Raw genomic sequence first — 17,612 nt, forward strand, 5'->3', positions numbered from 1 at the left:
CCCGGCACGCCTCGTGTAGACAGCACACGCACCCCCTTCCCACCCGGAGGCTCGATGTCCCGCAGCGTCAGCCGGCTGATGCACCAGAGCCTCGCCGTCTTCGGTGAGCGGGACGACGCCCGGCGCAGCGCCGCCGCGGAGCAGACGTACGCCGCGGACGTCTCCTTCACCGACCCCGAGGGCGTCGTCGTCGGCCGGGAGGCGGTCGAGGACAAGGTGCGCGGACTGCTCGCCGGAGCACCGGACTTCGTCTTCCGCGCCGCGGGGCCGGCGCGGGAGGCCGGCGACCTCGGCGTCCTCCGGTGGCACTTCGGTCCCGCGGACCAGGCCCCGGTGGTGTCCGGAACCGACATCGCGCTGATCCGGGACGGCCGGATCAGCGCCCTCTACACCCTGCTGGACGAGTGAGGACGCACATGGACGTCACGGTCACCGACGCACGCGACCACAAGCGCTACGAGGCACGCGTCGACGGCGTGCTCGCCGCGATCGCCGACTACATCCCGACCGACGAGCTGCTGGCCTTCACGCACACCGAGGTCATGCCCGAGTTCGAGGGGAAGGGCGTCGGCAGCATGCTCATCCGTCATGCGCTCGACGACGTCCGCCGGCAGCAGCTGGCCGTGCTGGCCGTCTGCCCCTTCGTCAGCGGCTTCGTGCAGCGGCACCCGGAGTACGGCGACCTGCTCTACCGGTCCCGGACCCGCGCGGTCGTCGACTGACCTGCCGCGGCGGCGGAGCGGCGGGCGGGCGCGGAGCCGTCAGGTGCGCACCCGGTCGCCCGGCCGCCGGCGGCGGGCGAAGAACCGTTCCACCCGGCGCCACCGGTTCGGTGTCTTCTCCGGGTCCATGACCTCGGACTCGGCGAGCGCACGGTCGGCCGGGCCCAGCTCCGGCGGCTCGAACGGCACCAGCGAGCGACCCGTCGGCCGGCGCAGCCGTTCGATCCCCTGCACCAGCGACCCGGTGTCGGCGATCGCGGCGGCGACGTCGTCCGGGCTGCAGTCGAGGTGCTCGGCGAGCAGGCGGTCCCGGAAGCCGACGACGGTCGCGGCGAGCCGGTCCGCTCCTGGCGCCCCCTCGACCGCCTCGATCGCCAGGTCGCACTCGGTGTCCAGGCCCATCGACCGGTTGTTCACGTTGCTGGAACCGAGCCGGAGCAGCCGGTCGTCGACCACGGTCACCTTGGCGTGCACGTAGATGGGCTCCCGCTGCTCGGTGACCGGCGTGTAGAGCCGGAACCGGTCGTGCACGTCGGCCTCGCGGACCAGCTCCAGGACCCGGGCCCGCGCGGTGCCCATCGCCTTCTCCGACAGCCAGCCGTCGGCGGTCTCCGGGTTGACCACGACGACGTCGGGGCCGTCGGGCTCGCGCAGCCGGTCGGCGATCGCCTCGGCGATGCGGCGGGAGGCGAAGTACTGGCTCTCCACGTACAGGGAGCGGCGGGCCGCGGCGATCGTGGCCAGCCACAGCAGCTCGATCTCGTGCACCAGGGTGGCGCCGCCGTGCTCGGGGCGGGTGCGGGAGATCGCGACGTCGACGTCGGTGAGCAGCGGCTCGACGTCCGCGGGCCAGCACTCCCGCTCGTCGGGGATCGGGTCGAGCCGCTCCCCCGTGCCGCTCTCCCACCGCTCGCGCGCGAGGTCGGCGACTGCGCGCGCGGCCGGGCCGGTCATCATGCTGGTCACGTCGTGCCACGGGCCGGTGGCCCGGCCGGGGCCGCGTCCGGTGCCCGGACGACGCCGGTGCGGGTTGTCGTCGGCGTGGTCGGAGGTGTCCCAGCGGTCGGCGGTGACGTCGATGCCGCCGGTGAAGGCCAGGCAGTCGTCGACGACGACGATCTTCTGGTGGTGGGCACCGCCGAGCGGGTGGTGGGCGTCGACGGCGAAGGTGAGCCGGTCGTGGGACCGGCGATCGAGCAGCACGATCGGTGCCAGACCGCGCCCGAGCGCGCGCAGCATGCCGAGGTCCCATTGCAGGACGCCGACGTGGAGCTGCGGGTTGGACTCCACCGCCCGCTCGAGGACGGCGCCCAGCTGGTCGTCCTCCGGCCGGCCGCCGTCGAGCGGGTCGAGCCGGATCCGCGGATCGAAGTCCCAGCCGATGAAGAGCACCCGTCGCTCGGCGCGGAGCACGGCCTGCTTCAGCGTGGCGAAGTAGCCGGCGGCGTCGACGAAGATCGCGAAGGAGTCGGCCCGCTCGATCCGCCAGCAGGTCTCACCGGGGATCAGCAGCGGAGCCCCCGGATCGCTCTCCGCCCTCGCCTCGCTGCCCTTGGTCACCGGAGCAGTGTGCCCGACTCAGTTCGGCACGAGCACCGACCACGCGGACGGCTCCACCCGCCACGACCGGGAGAGCACGCCCTCCTCCAGCTCGCCGTCGGCCACCAGGTCGACAGGACCACCGGTCACGGTGACCGCCCGGCCGCGGACGACGACGACGTCGTCGCGCTCGACGTGCCGCCCGGCGGGCAGGGCCGCGGCGTAGGCAGCCCGCGCCACGGGCCCCGTGGCCACCGACACCATCACGTCCAGCAGCCCGTCGTCGAGGCCGGCACCGGGCGCGATCGGCGTGGCGCCGCCGATGGTCGGCCCGTTGCAGACCGCTGCCATCAGGACGCTCGTGCTCCCGTCGGCCGCCCAGCCCGCGGCCTCGTCCCCGACCACCCGGCCGTCGACCTCCACCCGCAGGTCCCAGCCGCCGGTGCTCACACCGGCGATCACAGCCCCCAGCGGATAGGCCACGGCTCCCAGCCGGTCCTTGAAGCGGGCCGCCTCGGCGCCCGCCCTGGCACCGGCGCCGGCGTGGACGGCGTTGACCACCACACCTCCCGCGTCGTCGCGCACGAGGTCCAGCCGACGTGCGACCCCGTCGAGCACGACGGCCGCGCTCTGCTCCGGGTCCAGCGGCAGCCCGAGGGCCTGGGCCAGGTCGTTGCCGGTCCCGAGCGGGACGATCCCGACCGGGTCCTCGCTCCGCAGGGCACCGGCGGCGTCGAGCGCGGTGATGGCGGCGTGCACGGAGCCGTCGCCGCCGGCGATCACCAGCCGCCGGTCCCCGCGGCCGCTCACCGCCCGTCCCAGCTCCTCGGCGTCTGCGGTGGCGGCCACGGTCACGTCGGCACTCGAGCGGAGAACGGTCAGCGCCGCCGCGAGGGACTCGTCGTCGGCGGTCCCCGCCGACCTGTTGACCACGACCATCAGCCGCTGCATGGATGAGCACTCCGTTCCCCGCGCTCGCCGCGGGTCCGATCCGAGCGCAGGGTCCTGCGCTCGGCTGTCACCCTGCCCCACGGCGCCGCCACCAGTCCTCCGTGCGAGGCCGGCGGCGGCGAAGTGCACCCGGTCAGGGGGCGATGACGAGCTCCGCGCTCAGGTCGCCGTCCGTGCTGAAGCGGTAGCGGAGGTCGGCCACGCCGCCGGGGAAGTCGCCCTCGACGTGGGTGAGAGCAACCCAGTGCGCGTCGTCGGTGCGCTCGCCGTCCCCCAGATCGGCACAGGCTCGGCCGGACGACGGGCGCAGGTTGGCGATCACGCCTGTGTCCGGCTGACCGTCAAGCCGATCCAGAGCAGAGCGAAGACCCAGGGAACCCAGCGCTCCATCCTCCCCAGCTCCGAGTAACGCGGGGACCGCCAGCTCGACGGCCGCGCATGGAGCACCGCCCATTCGTCCCTGAACAGCTGGACCGGCAGGTGGTCCTCCATCGCGTGCAGGACCTGGAACTTGGCTCCGTTCAGCTCGCGGTAGGAGCGCAGGGACAGCCACCAGGTGCAGGAGAGCAGGACGCCTGCCGCGGCGACCACCGCGCTCGTCCAGATCGCCTGCGCCGCGAGGTCCGGAGCGATGAGGCCCACGACGGCAATGAGCGTGGTCTGCACGGTGAGGAAGAACGAGTTCGCCGTGGCTCGACGCGCCGAGACCCGATCGGCCAGTTCGGCGCCCAGGGTGTACAGCTCCAGGAGCCGGGGATCGGGTGCCGCGCCCGGCCCGGTGCCCGGACCGCTCATCCCTCGGTGCTCGACATGTCGGACCACTCCCGGGATCAGCAGGACCAGGTCGCGCCATCGTGCGCGACCTCGCGACGCTCCGCCAGGGCGCTGGGAGGCGGGTATCGAAGAAGTTCGCGCTCGATCTGACGCCCAAGACCGCACATCGTCGCCGATAGCATGGCCAGGATCCCAGGGTCCGCCGTTCTTCGGCTGCACTCGTCAGCACACCGACCGAACCAGCACGATGATCGACTCGCGGATGGGACCAGGTATGACGCAGGCGCGCGTGTTGAAGGTCCTCATCGCGTCACCCGGCGACCTGCAGGAAGAGAGAGAACTCCTCGTCCGCACGCTCGGCGAGTGGAATGCCCTGAACGCGGCCGAGTACTCCATCGTGCTCCTGCCCGTGCTGTGGGAGAGCCACGCCTTCCCGGAACTCACCCTGGACGGCGATCCGCAGGGGGCGATCAACGCCCAGTTGGCCGGGCACTGCGACATCTTGATCGGGATGTTCTGGGGGCGGGCCGGAACGCCGACCGGCCGGTACGACTCCGGGACCATCGAGGAGATCGAGACGTTCGTGGACGCCGGGAAACCGGTGATGCTGTACTTCTCGAAGGCGCTCGCGCAGCTGAGGGGAATCTCGACGACCCAACTGGCGAAGGTCGAGCGGCTGCGGAAGCAGATGCAGAAGCGGGGTCTCGTTTTCGACTTCGAGACGCTCCCGGAGTTCCGCGAGAAGGTCATGCGGCACCTGACCCACTACGCCCGCAGCCAGAAGGTGGCGGAGTCGGTGTCGTTGATCAACGACCCTCGTGTCGAGAAGCTCAGGTGGGACGCACTGCCCGACGAGGCGAAGGCCGACCTCTACAAGCGGTTCACCGCCCTCGAGCCGCGGCACCACCTGCCGTTGGGGCTGGCTGCCGCCCCTTCCGTGCAAGCACGCCTGCAGGCGCACAACCCGATCCGCCTGGACGTCCTGCAGGGCCTGCTGACTGCGTTCGGTCTCGATTCGTCGGCCGTCTCGCTGCCGACCGACAACGCCGGGCTGCTGGCGGTACAGGACCTGGACAAGCCGCTCGCCCGCCAGATATTCGAGGCAGCGGAGTCCGGGTACTCACCCGTGCAGGCGGAGGCCGTCGGCGGGCTCTACGACTACCTGGCCGCACCCGACCGGGGTGCGAGCAGTTCGGACGAGGAGGACTGCGATGTGGTCCTCGTTCCCGGGGCACGGCGAGGACACGCGTACCGCGTCGACATAGCGCTCGGCATCGCCCAACGATCCGGGGCCGCCATCATCCTGTCGGGGTCGCACCCGGTGTACGACGTGGACCAGCCGCTGGCCATCGGTGAGGCGGAGGCCATGGCCTACTACCTGGAGAGCAAGACCCTGGACCGGTCGATCAGGGTCTACCGGGAGAACCGGGCGCTGACCTCGTCCGAGACGCTGTTCCACGCCCTTCCCGACCTGGTGCGACTTGCGTTCGAAAAGGGACGCGCGCTCCAGGTCATCGTGGTGACTTCGCCTTACCACATGCGCCGGATGATGCACCTGTGGGACCACGTGTACGCGGACAGGTCCCACGTGGTGCGGCAGGTGACGGGCCTGCGCTCCACATCCCAATACGACCGGAACGTGTTCTTCGGACCGGCCTTCGGCAGTGACGCGCGCCGGTACGGGATCGGCATCTACGTCCAAGAGTTGTTGAAGCTCTACGGCGGGCGAGTGACCGGCGAGTTCTGACCGGCCGACTCGTCGTCACTCCACGGGGGGCTGCAACCGCTCGTCCATGCCTCGTCCGCGCGCGATCTTCCGCATCGGTCCGGCCAGCAGGAACCACGCGAGCGGGCGACGGGTCCGCAGCCGGCGGGAGCGCTCCTCCACCTTCGACTGGAACTCAGGCAGGTGGCCGTACAGCGCGGTGCAGGGCGACCCGATGTAGTCGAAGGGCTCGCTGTCGCAGATCGGCACGAAGGGGACGCCGAGGGCGAGCATGGCCCGGTGGGCGTGGCTGTCGATGGCGGTCACGACGTGCTCCATGCCGGCGCGCAGCGCGTAGACGTAGAACGCGCGGTAGAGCAGCAGGCTGACGTTCCTGCGGCGTGTGCCCGAGCGGCGGTACTCCGGCCGGACGGCGAGCGTGCCGACGTCCCACACCCGGTCGAGGTCGGTGATGCCGTGGTGCGCCCGCACCTGGGCCTGCGGCAGCCGCAGCGGCTCCCCGGCGACGTCGTTCAGCGTCTTCAGCCCGGTGGCGGAGTTCTCGATCATCCGGAACACGCCGGCCGCGCGACGGCGTCGCTGGTCCATGACCACGAGGAAGACGCTGGCCTGCTCGTAGGGCCCGTACTCGGCGACCAGCTCGGCGAGGTCGTTGCCGAACACGTCCCCGAACACCTCGAGCTCGACCTGCCGCCCCAGGTCGGCGAAGCGGCTGGTGCCCGGGACCGGGTAGCAGACGAACCGTCGGGAGGACGTCGGCGGGTGCAGCGTCAGCAGCTGCTCCGCGAGGTCGGCCGCCACGTTGCCGTGCAGCTCGTAGCGCGCGGTCGTCAGCGTCCGGGCGTCGTCCAGTCCGGTGCCAGTGGTCATGCTGCGTTCCCCCGTGGCGCCGGCCTGCGACGCGTCGTGTCCTCGGCGGGCCGTGCCCGCGCCCCCCGTGCGCCCGGGCTCGGCCCGGGCGGGTGAACCGTAGGGGCGGCCGGCTACCCAGCGCAACGATCCGAGACCGTCCGGATCCAGCGAACCACCCGATCGGTGGTCGGTGGACCCGGCTGCGGTCACACCCGGTCATCTCGGGGGGTGCGGGCGGCCCGTGCGGAGCACCACTTGGCGCTGAGCCGGAGCGGCTACGGCGGCGTCGTGCCGCGGTCGGCCTCCTGCTCGACCACGGCCCGGAGGTCCTTCAAACGGTCGAGGCCCTGCAGCGGCCGGCGCATGCGGTGGTTGCCCGCCAGCCGGTCGCGGGTGCGGTCGAGGAACGCCCAGTAGCCGGCGGTGTAGGGGCAGGCGTCGTCCCCGAGCCGCTTCCTCGGGTCGTACCGGCAGCCGCCGCAGTAGTCGCTCATGCGGTCGATGTAGGCGCCGCCCGCGGCGTAGGGCTTGGTGGCGAGCACCCCGCCGTCGCCGTGCTGGCTCATCCCGACCACGTTGGCCACCATCACCCACTCGTAGCCGTCCACGAAGCTCTCGTGGAACCAGTCGGTCATCGCCGAGGGGTCGATGCCGCGCTGGAGGGCGTAGTTGCCGAGCACCATCAGGCGAGGGATGTGGTGCACCCACCCGTCCCGGCGCAGGTCGCCGAGCACGCCGGACAGGCAGGCGGCGTCCACCGCGCCGTCGTCCAGGTCGGTCAGCCAGTCCGGCACGTCCGCGTGCGCGCCGAGGTGGTTGCGCGCACGGAAGTCCCGGCCCAGGTGCCAGTACATGTGCCAGATGTAGTCGCGCCAGCCCATCACCTGCCGGACGAAGCCCTCGACGCTGTTGAGCGGCAGCAGGTCGCCGGCCGCCGCGCGGTCCCGGGCGTTCTGCTCGGTCGCGACGACCACCTCGAGCGGGTCGAGGAGCCCGAGGTTGAGCGCGGGCGAGATCAGCGAGTGGGCCAGCCAGCGGTCGCCGGCCAGCATCGCGTCCTCGTGCGGGCCGAAGGCGCCCAGCCGGTGCTCGAGGAAGTCCTCCAGCCGGTGCAGCGCCTCGGCGCGGGTCACCGGGAACAGCCGCGGGCCGTCGTCCCCGACGAAGGAGACCAGGCCCTCGGCCTCCCACCGGTCGAGGTCGGCGCGCACCCCGGCGTCGATCTCGTCCTCGACGGGCCACCACGGCTCGGGCACGCCGATCCGGCCGTCGGCCGGCGGCGGCTCGCGGTTGTCCTCGTCCAGGTTCCACCGGCCGCCCACCGGCTCGGCGCCGTTCATCAGGACGTCGTGCCGCCGCCGCGAGTCCCGGTAGAAGTCCTCCATGAGCAGTCGTCGACGCCCCCGGCCCTCGGCCCAGGCGGCGAACTCCGCCTGGGTGGTCACGAAGCCGCGGGCGGCCAGCACGTCCACCCCGGCCCGGCGCAGCACGTAGTCGCGGCTGGCCCACGACGTCGGGGCGCAGACGCTCAGCGGCTCCTGCACCCGGTCGAGCGCCTCGGCGTAGGTGCCGACCTGGTGGAACTCGGCCCGGTCCCCCAGCTCGGCCGCGCGGTGCCGCAGCGCCGAGAGCACGAGGTGCGCCTTCTGCCGGTGGAACCGACGGCGGGCGAACACCGACCGGGCCTCGATCAGCAGCACCGGCTGGTCCGGCCCGTCCAGGAAGTGCGGCCCGAGCTGGTCGGCGAAGCACCAGCGGCGGCTCGCGGGCGCCCGCTCCGGGAAGTCGGCCAGGGCGGGATCCCCGCCCGACCCGTCGGTCCCGTTCCCGCTCGCCGCCACCGGCCCCACCTCCGGCGGCCATCGTGCGGGGACGCGGGCGCCGGGCGCGAGTCGGGGTGCGGGCGGGATCGGTAGGTTCCCCTCCACCGCGTCCACCGGGTGCGCGGCGGGAGGGGGACGACGATGACCGCACAGCCTGCCGAGCACGACGACCGGGACGAGCTGCAGTTCGGCCTCTTCGACTGGGTGGACGCCGTCCCCGGTCTGCCGGTGGCGGAGGTGTACGACGCGCGGCTGCGCGTCCTCGCCGAGGCCGACCGCGGCGGGTTCAGCACCTACCACCTCGCCGAGCACCACGGCACCCCGCTGGGGCTCTCCCCCTCCCCCGCCGTCTTCCTCGCCGCCGCCGCCCGGGTGACCGAGCGCATCCGGCTGGCGCCGACCACCTTCATCGTCCCGCTGTACGACCCGCTGCGGCTGGTGCAGGAGATCTGCATGCTCGACCAGCTGAGCCACGGCCGGCTGGACATCGGCGTGGGCAAGGGCTCCTCCCCCATCGAGGCGGCCATGTACGGCCTGACCCCGGCCGACACCGCGGCCCGCTTCGAGGCGCTGTTTCCCGCGATCGTGGAGGCGCTGGAGACCGGGACGTTCCGGCGGCCGGACGCCGAGGGGGCTGCCGCCTCCGTTCCGCTGCACGTCCCCGTCCACCAGCGCCCGCACCCGCCGCTGTGGTACCCGACGTCGAACGCGGCCTCGATCCCGCGGCTGGGCGACGAGGGCTACAACGTGCTGTTCGGCTTCGGCTTCGCCTCACCGCCGCTGGAGGTGGTGCGCGAGCAGAGCCGCATCTTCTTCGACGCCTTCCGGCGGTCGCAGGCCCGCGGCGGCGTGCGCTACAGCCTGCCGGGAACCCCGCCCCGGTTCGGGATGCTGCGGCACGTCCTGGTCGCGGAGACCGACGAAGCCGCCCTGGCGCTGGCCCGGCCGGCCTTCGACGCCCACCACGACAGCTTCACCCACCTGTGGCGGGCGCACGGCAGCGACCGCTTCACGGGCCCGCCGGACTTCGACGCGCTGGTCGCCGAGGACAAGCTCTTCGTCGGGTCGCCGGAGACCGTGGCGGCGCAGGTCGCCCGGGCGCGAGAGGTCGCCGAGATCAACCACTTCGCCGGGGCGTTCGCCTGGGGTTCCCTCGACGTCGAGGCGGTCCTGACGTCGGTCGGGCTGTTCCGCGACCAGGTCGTCCCCGCCGTCCGATGACCGGGACGACGGTGCACCGCGACCTCGTCCACTCGACCGTCGACGGCGGAGAGCTGCGGCTGGACCTCTACCTACCCGACGTCCGGCCCGCTCCGCTGTGCCTCTGGCTGCACGGCGGCGGCTGGATGCGGGGATCGCGCACCGACCGCGCGGAGCAGCGCCTCCTCCCGCTGGCCGGGGCCGGTGTGGCCGTCGCCGCCGTGCAGTACCGGCTCAGCGGGCAGGCACCGTTCCCGGCGCAGCTCGACGACGCGCGGGCCGCCGTCCGCTGGTTGCGGGCGCACGCCGGCGACTTCGGCCTGGACGCGTCCCGGATCGGCGCGTGGGGCGCGTCGGCGGGCGGTCACCTGGCGTCGTTGCTGGGGCTCACCGACGGCGGGGCGGACGCGTCGGTGCAGGCCGTCGTCGCCTGGTTCGCCCCGTCCGACCTCGTGCTGCGGAGCTCCGACGTCCCCGAGGGGCCGCTCCCGCCCTTCGTCACCGGCCCGCTGCCCGAGCCGTCGTTCGAGGCGCGGCTGCTCGGCGTCGAGGACGTGCGCGCGCACCGGGACGCGGCTCGCGCGGCCAGCCCGGTCGCGCACGTCGGCCCGGGCGCTCCGCCGTTCCTGCTGATGCACGGCGACCGCGACGGGCTCATCCCCTCCGAGCACAGCCGCCGGCTGCACCGGGCGCTGCGCGCCGAGGGGGTCGACTCGACCCTGTGGCTGCTCGACGGGGCCAACCACGAGGACCCCGCCTTCGACTCCCCGGCGTCCCTCGCGGCGGTGGCCGGCTTCCTGCGCGCCCACCTGCTCCCCTGACGTCCCCGCCGGGGAGCAGCGGTCAGGCGCCGTCCCCGCCGATGATCCGGAGGTGCGGCCGGGTGGTGATGCTCTCCCGCTCGTCCCCGACCGGCGGCAGCCCGGCCGCTCGGCGCACCCGGTTCTCCGGGACGTCGATCGCGCGGGCCAGGAACTGCGCGAGCCCCTCGCTGATGAAGCTCCGGCCGCCCTTGCGGGCCATCAGCGCCAGGGTGTCGGCGGGGATCACCCAGCGCGAGCGGCGCGACGCCTCCTCGACCGTCCGGGCGAGCTCCCAGAGACGCCGGCGGACCAGCTGCTGCAGCTCCTCGGGAGGCATGCCCGAAGGCTAGGCCCGGCGGGTGCCGGCTGCATCCGGGCAGGTCAGTCGCGGTGGGGGCGAGCAGGCGCCAGCTTCCGCCAGATCCAGCTCCCCGGCACGCGACGGCCGGTGAGGACGTACTCGAGGACGCCCTCGACCAGCAGGATGGTGGACAGCGCCCGGCGGGCCGAGGCCCGGCCGGCGAGCAGCAGCTCGTCGCCCGGCCGCAGGACGAAGTCGTCGCCCGGTGCCAGCGTCACGTCCCCGCCGCGCAGGACCAGCAGCGTCACCGCGTGCATCGGCTCCTCGCGGTCCTCGTGATTGCGCAGCAGCTGCCCCAGGGTCGCCTCGCCCGTGTCCAACCACCTGCTCAGCGTGGGTGCCTCCCGTGCCGTCAGCCGCACCTTCCACAGGGTCTGCAGCCGCCGGCCGCAGACGTCCGTGAGCCGGTCGACCATGCCCGTGGCCCACTCCTCCCCCTGCTTCGGCAGCTCGCGGAGGAAGCGCCACAGCAGCGGCGTCGACAGCTGGGCGTACACCTCGTGCGCGACGACCTCGGTCGGCACGAGCAGGGCGTCGATGTCCATCGCCGCGAACAGCGGCGCGCTCGCGGGCGCGTTCTGCCGCGCGGCGACGAACAGCGATCCGTTGCTGCGGCGCGCGGCGGCGACCAGGGAGAGGTTGGTGGTGTCGTTGTCCGTGCCCGCGACCACGCCCACCGCCCGGTCGAGGTCGGTCTGCGCCAGCACCCACGGGTCGGAGCCGTCGCCGACGAGCAGGTCGGCGTCGTCGGTGTCGGTCGGGCGCACCTCGACGACCGTGACGTCCAGCCCCTCGGCGCGCAGGCCGGAGGCGAGCTCCCGCCCCAGCCGGCCGTAGCCGAAGACCACCCAGCGCCCGCTGCCCGGCGGGGATCCCCGTTCGGGCAGCACCGCGCCCGGCCCGCTCTCCAGCCAGCGCTTGAGCTGGTAGGTGGCCGGCGACCGGAGCGCGAGCCGCAGGTGGTCGCCGAACCGGTCGAACGCGTTCACGGTGCTCGGGGAGCCGAAGGCCTGCATGCGCTCGGCGATCGTGCGGGACCAGACCCGGGCGATGACCGGCAGCTCGGGCCGGAGCAGCGCCGCCGCCATGACGACGGTGAGGTTGACCTCCTCGTCGTTGGTCAGGGCGACGACGGCCTCGCAGCAGGGGTGCCCCAGCCCCGCCACGGCCAGGTGCCCGGGGTCGCGGGCGTCCGCGGCGAGCCCGGGGACGTCGGAGACGTAGGACCCGAGCTCCAGCCGGTCGATCCGCTCCTGGTCCAGGTCGAGGACGACGAAGCGGCGGCCCAGCTTGTCGAAGGACCGCCCGACCAGCTCGCCGGTGCGGCCGTGCCCGGCGATGAGCAGGAACGGCTCGCGCAGCCGGGCCACCTTCCGGCTGAAGTGCTGCAGCGCCAGCGCCGAGCGGAAGGCGCGGTCCCGCAGCAGCGCGAGCAGCGAGCCGATCGCGTAGGCCCAGCCGATCACCGTGAGGTAGATCGAGACCGTCACCCACATCCGCTGGTTGTAGGTGAAGGGGTACGGGAGCTCGCCGAAGCCGATCGTCGTCGCCGTGTAGCTCATGACGTAGAACGCGTCGAAGAAGCTCATCCGCCGGGGGCCGCCGTCCCCGTCCTCGCCCGGGATGACGGTCAGCCCCAGGACGCTGACCGCGAAGATGACGATCAGCACGATCAGCGGCGTCCGCATGCGCCGCATGATCAGGAAGACCGTGGCCGACGCCTGCGCGGCGGAGGCCGCGGCGACGCGGAAGGTCGCCCGGCGCACCCGCCGCTGGTCGGCGCCGGGCCGGCCGACCATCCTGGCGAGCAGGCTTCCCTTCGGGTCGGCCATGGTCAGTCGCGGTGGTAGGAGACCGTCTCCACGACGAGCAGGACGACGGAGACGATGTTGGCCAGGAGCGCACCCCCGGACAGGGAGACGACGCTCGCCGTCCACGACTCGTTCATCCCGGCCGTCGACACGTGCGTGGCGTAGCCGTACAGCAGCGCCGCCACGATCAGCTGCAGGACCGCCACCAGGCTCGTCGCGAGGTGCACCGCCCCGATCTGGGTGCGGTCGCCGAACTTCAGCACCGTGGCGATGAGGTTGACGACGACGGCGGCGAAGAGCTCGTAGGGGTTGTGCAGATCGGGGTCGCCGATGTCGCCGATGAAGAACCCGAAGTTGAGGGTGGCAGCCAGGAGGACGAAGAAGCCGAAGACGACTTTCTCCAAGTTCATCCGGCCTCCTCACCTCGGCGCCAGCCCCTGCCCAGGTGGTGCGGGCCCGAAACACGCAGGCACGCGCCACCGCCCGGCGGGGCCGGCGGAGGTGCCGGCGCCGTCGGGGGCGGGCCGAGCCGTCAGAAGAGGCGGCTGAACAGGATCTGGAGCCGCGACGGCGGTTTCTCCGTCGCGGTCCGGCCCCGCTGCCGCGCGGCGGGAGCGCCGGCCCGGGGAGCGCGGCACGCCTGCGTCACCCGCTCGTGGGCGCAGTAGTGCTGCACGACGTCCGGGGCTGCTCGGCGACCACGGGCGGCGACGTCGTGGCGCGCCTCCGCCTCGGCCATGCGCTTCTCGAGCTCGGTCATCTGCAGCGGATCGGGGCCCGGGCGTCCGTGCGCCGGCGCTCCGGAGCTCCTGCTCTGGATGGTCATCGTCCCGCCTCCTCGAGGCCGCACCGATGCCCACCACTGTGCTCCTCGGGACGCGCCGGGAGGAGGGCGGAAGGTCCCTGGCCCTCCCTCCCCCGGCGCCTCAGGAGCGACCGACGGTGAGCACGACGCAGCAGGCGGCGGCCCCGAGGGCGAGGCATCCGGCGATGGCCGGCGTGTAGGACCCGGACGCGTCGACGACCGCACCGGCGAGCGGGGCGCCGACCGCCGAGCCGATGCCGGCGCTGGTGTAGAGCGCGCCCAGCAGCCCGCCGAGGCGCGTGGTGCCGAAGCGCTCGGCCACCACCGCGGGACCGATCGCGACGAAGCCGCCGTACCCGACGCCCAGCACCACGGCGAAGGCGACCAGGACGCCGTAGCCACCGCCGAGCAACCACAGGACGAAGCTCGCCGCCATCGTCACGAAGCAGGCCTGGAAGGCGCGCAGCGCGCCGGTCCGCGCCGCGACCACCCCGAGCAGCAGCCGGCCGACGGTGCTGGCCGCGCCGATGACCCCGACGAGCGCCACGGCCGCGACCGGGGCGACGCCGATCCCGACGGCGTACCCCGGCAGGTGGACGAAGGGGACGAAGAGGGCGACGGTCAGGAGGGCCGACGCCAGGTACAGCCGCCGGTAGTCCCGGTTGCGCACGGCGGCGCGGACCGTGAGGGCCGCCGGTCCGGGCTGCACCGGCGGGCGCTCGACGACGAGGGCGCAGACCGCCAGGACGGCGGCGCCGGCGAGCCCCAGCACCAGGTGCGCGCGCCGCCAGCCGAGCTCCTCGACCAGCGCGGCGGCCAGCGGCGCGACGGCGAGGGTCCCCAGGCCCACGCCGGTCACGGCCACCCCGATCGCCAGCGTGCGGCGACGCTCGAACCACCCGCTGACGACGGCCACCATCGGCACGTACGCGCAGGCCACCCCGATGCCCACCCCCAGGCCGTAGGTCAGCAGGCCGATCCACAGCTCGGCCGCCAGCGAGGTGGCGACCAGCCCGGCGCCCAGGGCGAGGGCCCCGACCGCCAGCACCCGCCGGGGGCCGTAGCGGTCCACCGCGGCCCCGCTGAGGGCGCCGAGGCCGAAGTAGGTGAGGGAGGTCAGGGCGAAGACCGACGACGTCGCGCCACGGCCGGAGCCGAACTCCTCGGCCATCGGCCCGAGGAACGCACCGAAGGAGTAGAGGATCCCGAACGAGACGAACATCCCGGCGAAGGCCGCGGCCACCACGACCCAGCTCCGCCCGGAGTCGACCGGTGCCGGGACCCGCATGCCGAGGGACGATACGACCCCCGGCACGCGCCGCGTCCCGGCGACCGGACGGGTCAGCCGGAGGTCGTCAGGCGGACGGTCTCGGGCAGCTCGCGGAGCGCCGCCAGCAGCGCCGCGGGCAGCTCGGCGCTGACGTCGGTGACCACGTAGCCGAACTGGCCGCGGGTGGCCAGCACCTGCCCGTCGACGTTCAGCCCGTGATCGCCGACCAGCGCGTCCACCCGCGCCAGGACGCCGGGCACGTTGTGGTGAAGCAGGGCGAACCGGTCCGCCGACGACCCGTGCAGGACCACCGCGGGGAGGTTGACGCTGAGCGTCGTCGTGCCGGTGCGGGTGTAGTCGACCAGCTTCCCGGCGACGAAGCGCCCGATGTCGTACTGCGCCTCCTGGGTCGACCCGCCGACGTGCGGGGTGAGGATGACGTTGGGCAGGCCGCGCAGCACCGACCGGAACTCGTCGCCCTGCTCGCGCGGCTCCTCGGGGAAGACGTCGACGGCGGCGCCGGCGATGTGGCCGCTGAGGACGTGCTCGCGCAGCGCCTCGTGGTCGACGACGAACCCGCGCGACAGGTTGAGGAACAGGCTGCGGGGCCGCATCCGGGCGAACTGCTCGGCGCCGAACATGCCGGCGTTGCCGCCCCGTCCGTCGACGTGCAACGACACGGTCTCGGCGCGCTCCAGCAGCTCGTCCAGCGTGTCGCAGCGCTGTGCGTTGCCCAGCGCGAGCTTGTCCTCCAGGTCGTAGTAGACGACCCGCATGCCCAAGGCCTCGGCCAGCACCGACAGCTGGCTGCCGATGTTGCCGTAGCCGACGATGCCCAGCGTCCGTCCCCGGATCTCGTGGCTGCCGGAGGCGGACTTGTCCCAGGTGCCGGCGTGCAGCGCCCGGTCCCGGTCGATCAGCCGGCGGGCCAGGCTGATGATCTCGGCGATCGCCAGCTCCACGACGCTGCGGGTGTTCGAGAAGGGCGCGTTGAACACCGCCACCCCCGCGGCGGTGGCCGCCGCCAGGTCGATCTGGTTGGTGCCGATGCAGAAGGCTCCGACCGCGGAGAGCTCGGGCCGGTTCTCCAGCACCTTCGCCGTCACCCGCGTCTTGGAGCGGATGCCCAGCACCTCCACGCCCTCGAGCGCGTCGATCAGGTCGATCTCGTCGAGCGCTCCGCGCACCGACTCCACCTCGTAGCCGGCGGCCGACAGCAGCTCCACCGCCACGGGGTCGATGTTCTCGAGCAGCAGTGCTCTGGGCATGGTCCGGCGCCTCCTGGGGCAGCGTGGCTGCGGGGTCGAGCCACGACCATGGCACAGGGCGTCCCGTGCACCGAAATCGCCCTTCCACGCGGTGGGAACGGACGCGGCCCCGTCACCCCGGACGCGGCTCTCTCACGCGTCGGACGCGGCCCGCCGGCGCAGCTCGGCCCGCTGCACCTTCGCCGAGGCGGTCATCGGGAGCTCGTCCACGACGTGCCAGACCCGCGGCACCTTGAACGGGGACAGCCCGTCCCGGCAGAAGCCGGCCAGGTCGGCGGGGTCGGGGTCGACGGCGCCCGCGGGCACGACGAAGGCGACGACGAGCTCGCCCCAGCGCTCGTCCGGTATCCCGACGACCGCGGCCTGGGCGACGTCGGGGTGCGCGGCCAGCCGTTCCTCGACCTCGACCGGTGACACGTTCTCCCCGCCGGTCTTGATCATGTCCTTGAGCCGCCCGACGACCCGGCAGGCGCCGTCGCCGTCCATCTCCGCCAGGTCGCCGCTGTGCAGCCACCCGTCGGCGTCGATCGCCTCGGCGGTGGCGGCCGGGTCGTCGAGGTACCCCCGGGTGATGCGCGCGCCGCGGATCCACAGCTCGCCCGGGGTGCCTGGGGGCACGGGCGCCCCGTCCGGACCGGCGATCCGCACGTCGGTCCCCGCCAGCGGGGCGCCCACCGTCTCCCGGCGGATCCGGTCCGGGTCCGCCGGCGAGGTCTGCAGCACGGCGCCGCAGGTCTCGGTCATCCCGAAGGTGATCGAGAGCCGCGCCCCGAACACCTGCTCGACGCGGTCGACGAAGGCCGGGGTGACCGTCATGCCGCCGGTGAACAGCACCCGCAGCGCCGACAGGTCGGTGCCGGGCAGGGCGGGGTCGGCCGCGAGCAGGTCGAGCAGGGTGGGTGCCGCCGACAGCAGGGTGGCCCGGCGGTCGGCCGTCGCGGCGAGCACCGGCCCCGGCGCGAACGGCAGCGCGACGTGCTCGGCCCGGGCCCAGAGCGCGCCCACGACCCCGAGCACGTTGCCGGCGGTGTGGAACAGCGGCATCGGGTTCACCCAGACGCGTCCGGCATCGGGGCCGAGGCGTTCGGCGAAGGCGCTGCCGGTGGTGACCATCCCGGCGTGCGTGATCCGCACGCCCTTGGCCCGGCCGGTCGTGCCGGAGGTGAACTGGATCTGCGCGAGGCTCTCCGGGTCGACGACCGGCAGCGCCGTGGGCTCGGCGAGCTCGACGGCGTCCCGCCAGTCGTCCCCGCACCGGCGCACGTCGCGCAGCCCGGGCAGCCGCGGGCGGGCCTCCTCCGCGAGGTCGGCGACCGGGTTCCCCCCGGCGTCGACGGCGGCGTAGACCCGGACCGCCCCCGAGAGCCGGAGGGCGTGCTCGAGCTCCGCCGGGCGGGAGCGCGGGTTGACCGGCACGAGGGTCATGCCGGCGAGGGCGGTGCCGAGCTGCAGGAGCACCGCCGCCGGCCCGTTGCCCAGGCAGGTGGCGACGCGGGAACCGGGGGCGAGATCGCGCACGAGCGCCGCCGCGACCCCCCGGGCGTCGGCCAGCAGCCGGGCGGCGGTCCAGGACTCCCCGGTCGCCGGCGTGGTCAGGAGGAGGTCGTCGGCGCCCTCCCGGGCCGCCCGGTGGAGGACGTCGCCGAGGACGCCCTCCACCGGTGCGGGGTCCGGAGCGGCCAGCAGCTCACTGCGCTCCAGGGTCAC

At 73.8% G+C, this 17,612-nt stretch carries 18 protein-coding genes; 5 read left to right on the top strand and 13 right to left on the bottom strand.

Annotated features, from left to right (window positions below):
* The first annotated feature begins 54 nt into the window (after positions 1-54).
* Both DQ244_RS12235 and DQ244_RS12240 read left to right on the top strand, forming a co-directional pair.
* On the top strand, positions 55-408 hold the full coding sequence (locus DQ244_RS12235; RefSeq protein WP_113811763.1) for a nuclear transport factor 2 family protein: 354 nt from the start codon (positions 55-57) through the stop codon (positions 406-408).
* Positions 409-416: 8 nt separating this feature from the next.
* Positions 417-722: a GNAT family N-acetyltransferase gene (locus DQ244_RS12240; RefSeq protein WP_113811764.1), complete on the top strand. Its 306-nt coding sequence runs from the start codon at positions 417-419 to the stop codon at positions 720-722.
* Between the two features lie 39 nt (positions 723-761).
* Here DQ244_RS12240 and DQ244_RS12245 read toward each other — a convergent pair whose 3' ends face one another.
* The 4 genes from DQ244_RS12245 to DQ244_RS12260 all read right to left on the bottom strand — a co-directional run bounded on the left by DQ244_RS12245 (position 762) and on the right by DQ244_RS12260 (position 4,007).
* A complete protein-coding gene (locus DQ244_RS12245; RefSeq protein WP_113811765.1) occupies positions 762-2,282 on the bottom strand; it encodes a phospholipase D-like domain-containing protein in 1,521 nt (506 codons plus the stop codon).
* 18 nt (positions 2,283-2,300) lie between these two features.
* Positions 2,301-3,212 carry a diacylglycerol kinase family protein gene (locus DQ244_RS12250; RefSeq protein ID WP_113811766.1) on the bottom strand — a complete coding sequence of 304 codons (912 nt, stop codon included), beginning with the start codon at positions 3,210-3,212 and terminating at the stop codon, positions 2,301-2,303.
* A 133-nt stretch (positions 3,213-3,345) separates the two neighbouring features.
* On the bottom strand, positions 3,346-3,534 hold the full coding sequence (locus tag DQ244_RS12255) for a hypothetical protein (protein WP_199580368.1): 189 nt from the start codon (positions 3,532-3,534) through the stop codon (positions 3,346-3,348).
* A complete protein-coding gene (locus DQ244_RS12260; RefSeq protein ID WP_113811767.1) occupies positions 3,531-4,007 on the bottom strand; it encodes a hypothetical protein in 477 nt (158 codons plus the stop codon). The genes DQ244_RS12255 and DQ244_RS12260 overlap by 4 nt, the downstream gene beginning before the upstream one ends.
* A 253-nt stretch (positions 4,008-4,260) precedes the next feature.
* Here DQ244_RS12260 and DQ244_RS12265 point away from each other — a divergent pair, with 253 nt between their 5' ends.
* Entirely contained in the window at positions 4,261-5,733 is a 1,473-nt protein-coding gene (locus DQ244_RS12265; RefSeq protein WP_158544553.1) for an ElyC/SanA/YdcF family protein, read from the top strand.
* A 15-nt stretch (positions 5,734-5,748) separates the two neighbouring features.
* Here the strand turns inward: DQ244_RS12265 and DQ244_RS12270 are convergent, their stop codons facing one another.
* Together DQ244_RS12270 and DQ244_RS12275 are read right to left on the bottom strand one after the other, a co-directional pair.
* Positions 5,749-6,582, bottom strand: a complete 834-nt coding sequence (locus DQ244_RS12270) for a hypothetical protein (protein WP_113811769.1) — start codon at positions 6,580-6,582, stop codon at positions 5,749-5,751.
* 257 nt (positions 6,583-6,839) lie between these two features.
* The gene (locus tag DQ244_RS12275) at positions 6,840-8,405 is read right to left on the bottom strand and encodes a cryptochrome/photolyase family protein (protein ID WP_233491349.1); all 1,566 of its coding nucleotides are present in this window, start codon (positions 8,403-8,405) and stop codon (positions 6,840-6,842) included.
* Positions 8,406-8,528: 123 nt separating this feature from the next.
* Between DQ244_RS12275 and DQ244_RS12280 the strand changes: the two genes are divergently transcribed.
* Both DQ244_RS12280 and DQ244_RS12285 read left to right on the top strand, forming a co-directional pair.
* The gene (locus DQ244_RS12280) at positions 8,529-9,608 is read left to right on the top strand and encodes an LLM class flavin-dependent oxidoreductase (RefSeq protein ID WP_113811771.1); all 1,080 of its coding nucleotides are present in this window, start codon (positions 8,529-8,531) and stop codon (positions 9,606-9,608) included.
* Positions 9,605-10,408, top strand: a complete 804-nt coding sequence (locus tag DQ244_RS12285; protein ID WP_113811772.1) for an alpha/beta hydrolase — start codon at positions 9,605-9,607, stop codon at positions 10,406-10,408. Before DQ244_RS12280 ends, DQ244_RS12285 begins: the two co-directional genes overlap by 4 nt.
* Positions 10,409-10,430: 22 nt before the next feature.
* On the opposite strand, the gene DQ244_RS12290 is transcribed toward DQ244_RS12285, so the two are convergent.
* From DQ244_RS12290 to DQ244_RS12320, 7 genes are all read right to left on the bottom strand, one after another.
* Positions 10,431-10,727: a hypothetical protein gene (locus tag DQ244_RS12290; RefSeq protein ID WP_113811773.1), complete on the bottom strand. Its 297-nt coding sequence runs from the start codon at positions 10,725-10,727 to the stop codon at positions 10,431-10,433.
* 44 nt (positions 10,728-10,771) lie between these two features.
* Positions 10,772-12,583 carry an NAD-binding protein gene (locus DQ244_RS12295; protein ID WP_233491350.1) on the bottom strand — a complete coding sequence of 604 codons (1,812 nt, stop codon included), beginning with the start codon at positions 12,581-12,583 and terminating at the stop codon, positions 10,772-10,774.
* A 2-nt stretch (positions 12,584-12,585) separates the two neighbouring features.
* Positions 12,586-12,972: a DUF6394 family protein gene (locus DQ244_RS12300; RefSeq protein ID WP_113811774.1), complete on the bottom strand. Its 387-nt coding sequence runs from the start codon at positions 12,970-12,972 to the stop codon at positions 12,586-12,588.
* Between the two features lie 122 nt (positions 12,973-13,094).
* Complete coding sequence (locus DQ244_RS12305) at positions 13,095-13,388, bottom strand: hypothetical protein (protein ID WP_113811775.1); 294 nt, start codon at positions 13,386-13,388, stop codon at positions 13,095-13,097.
* Positions 13,389-13,488: 100 nt separating this feature from the next.
* Positions 13,489-14,655: an MFS transporter gene (locus DQ244_RS12310; RefSeq protein ID WP_113811776.1), complete on the bottom strand. Its 1,167-nt coding sequence runs from the start codon at positions 14,653-14,655 to the stop codon at positions 13,489-13,491.
* Between the two features lie 53 nt (positions 14,656-14,708).
* Positions 14,709-15,905, bottom strand: coding sequence for a phosphoglycerate dehydrogenase (serA, locus tag DQ244_RS12315; RefSeq protein WP_113811777.1), 1,197 nt, complete (start codon positions 15,903-15,905; stop codon positions 14,709-14,711).
* A 132-nt stretch (positions 15,906-16,037) separates the two neighbouring features.
* Entirely contained in the window at positions 16,038-17,612 is a 1,575-nt protein-coding gene (locus tag DQ244_RS12320) for a class I adenylate-forming enzyme family protein (protein ID WP_113811778.1), read from the bottom strand.

It is taken from the genome of Blastococcus sp. TBT05-19, from assembly GCF_003319095.1.
In the GTDB taxonomy this organism is placed as follows: Bacteria; Actinomycetota; Actinomycetes; order Mycobacteriales; family Geodermatophilaceae; genus Blastococcus.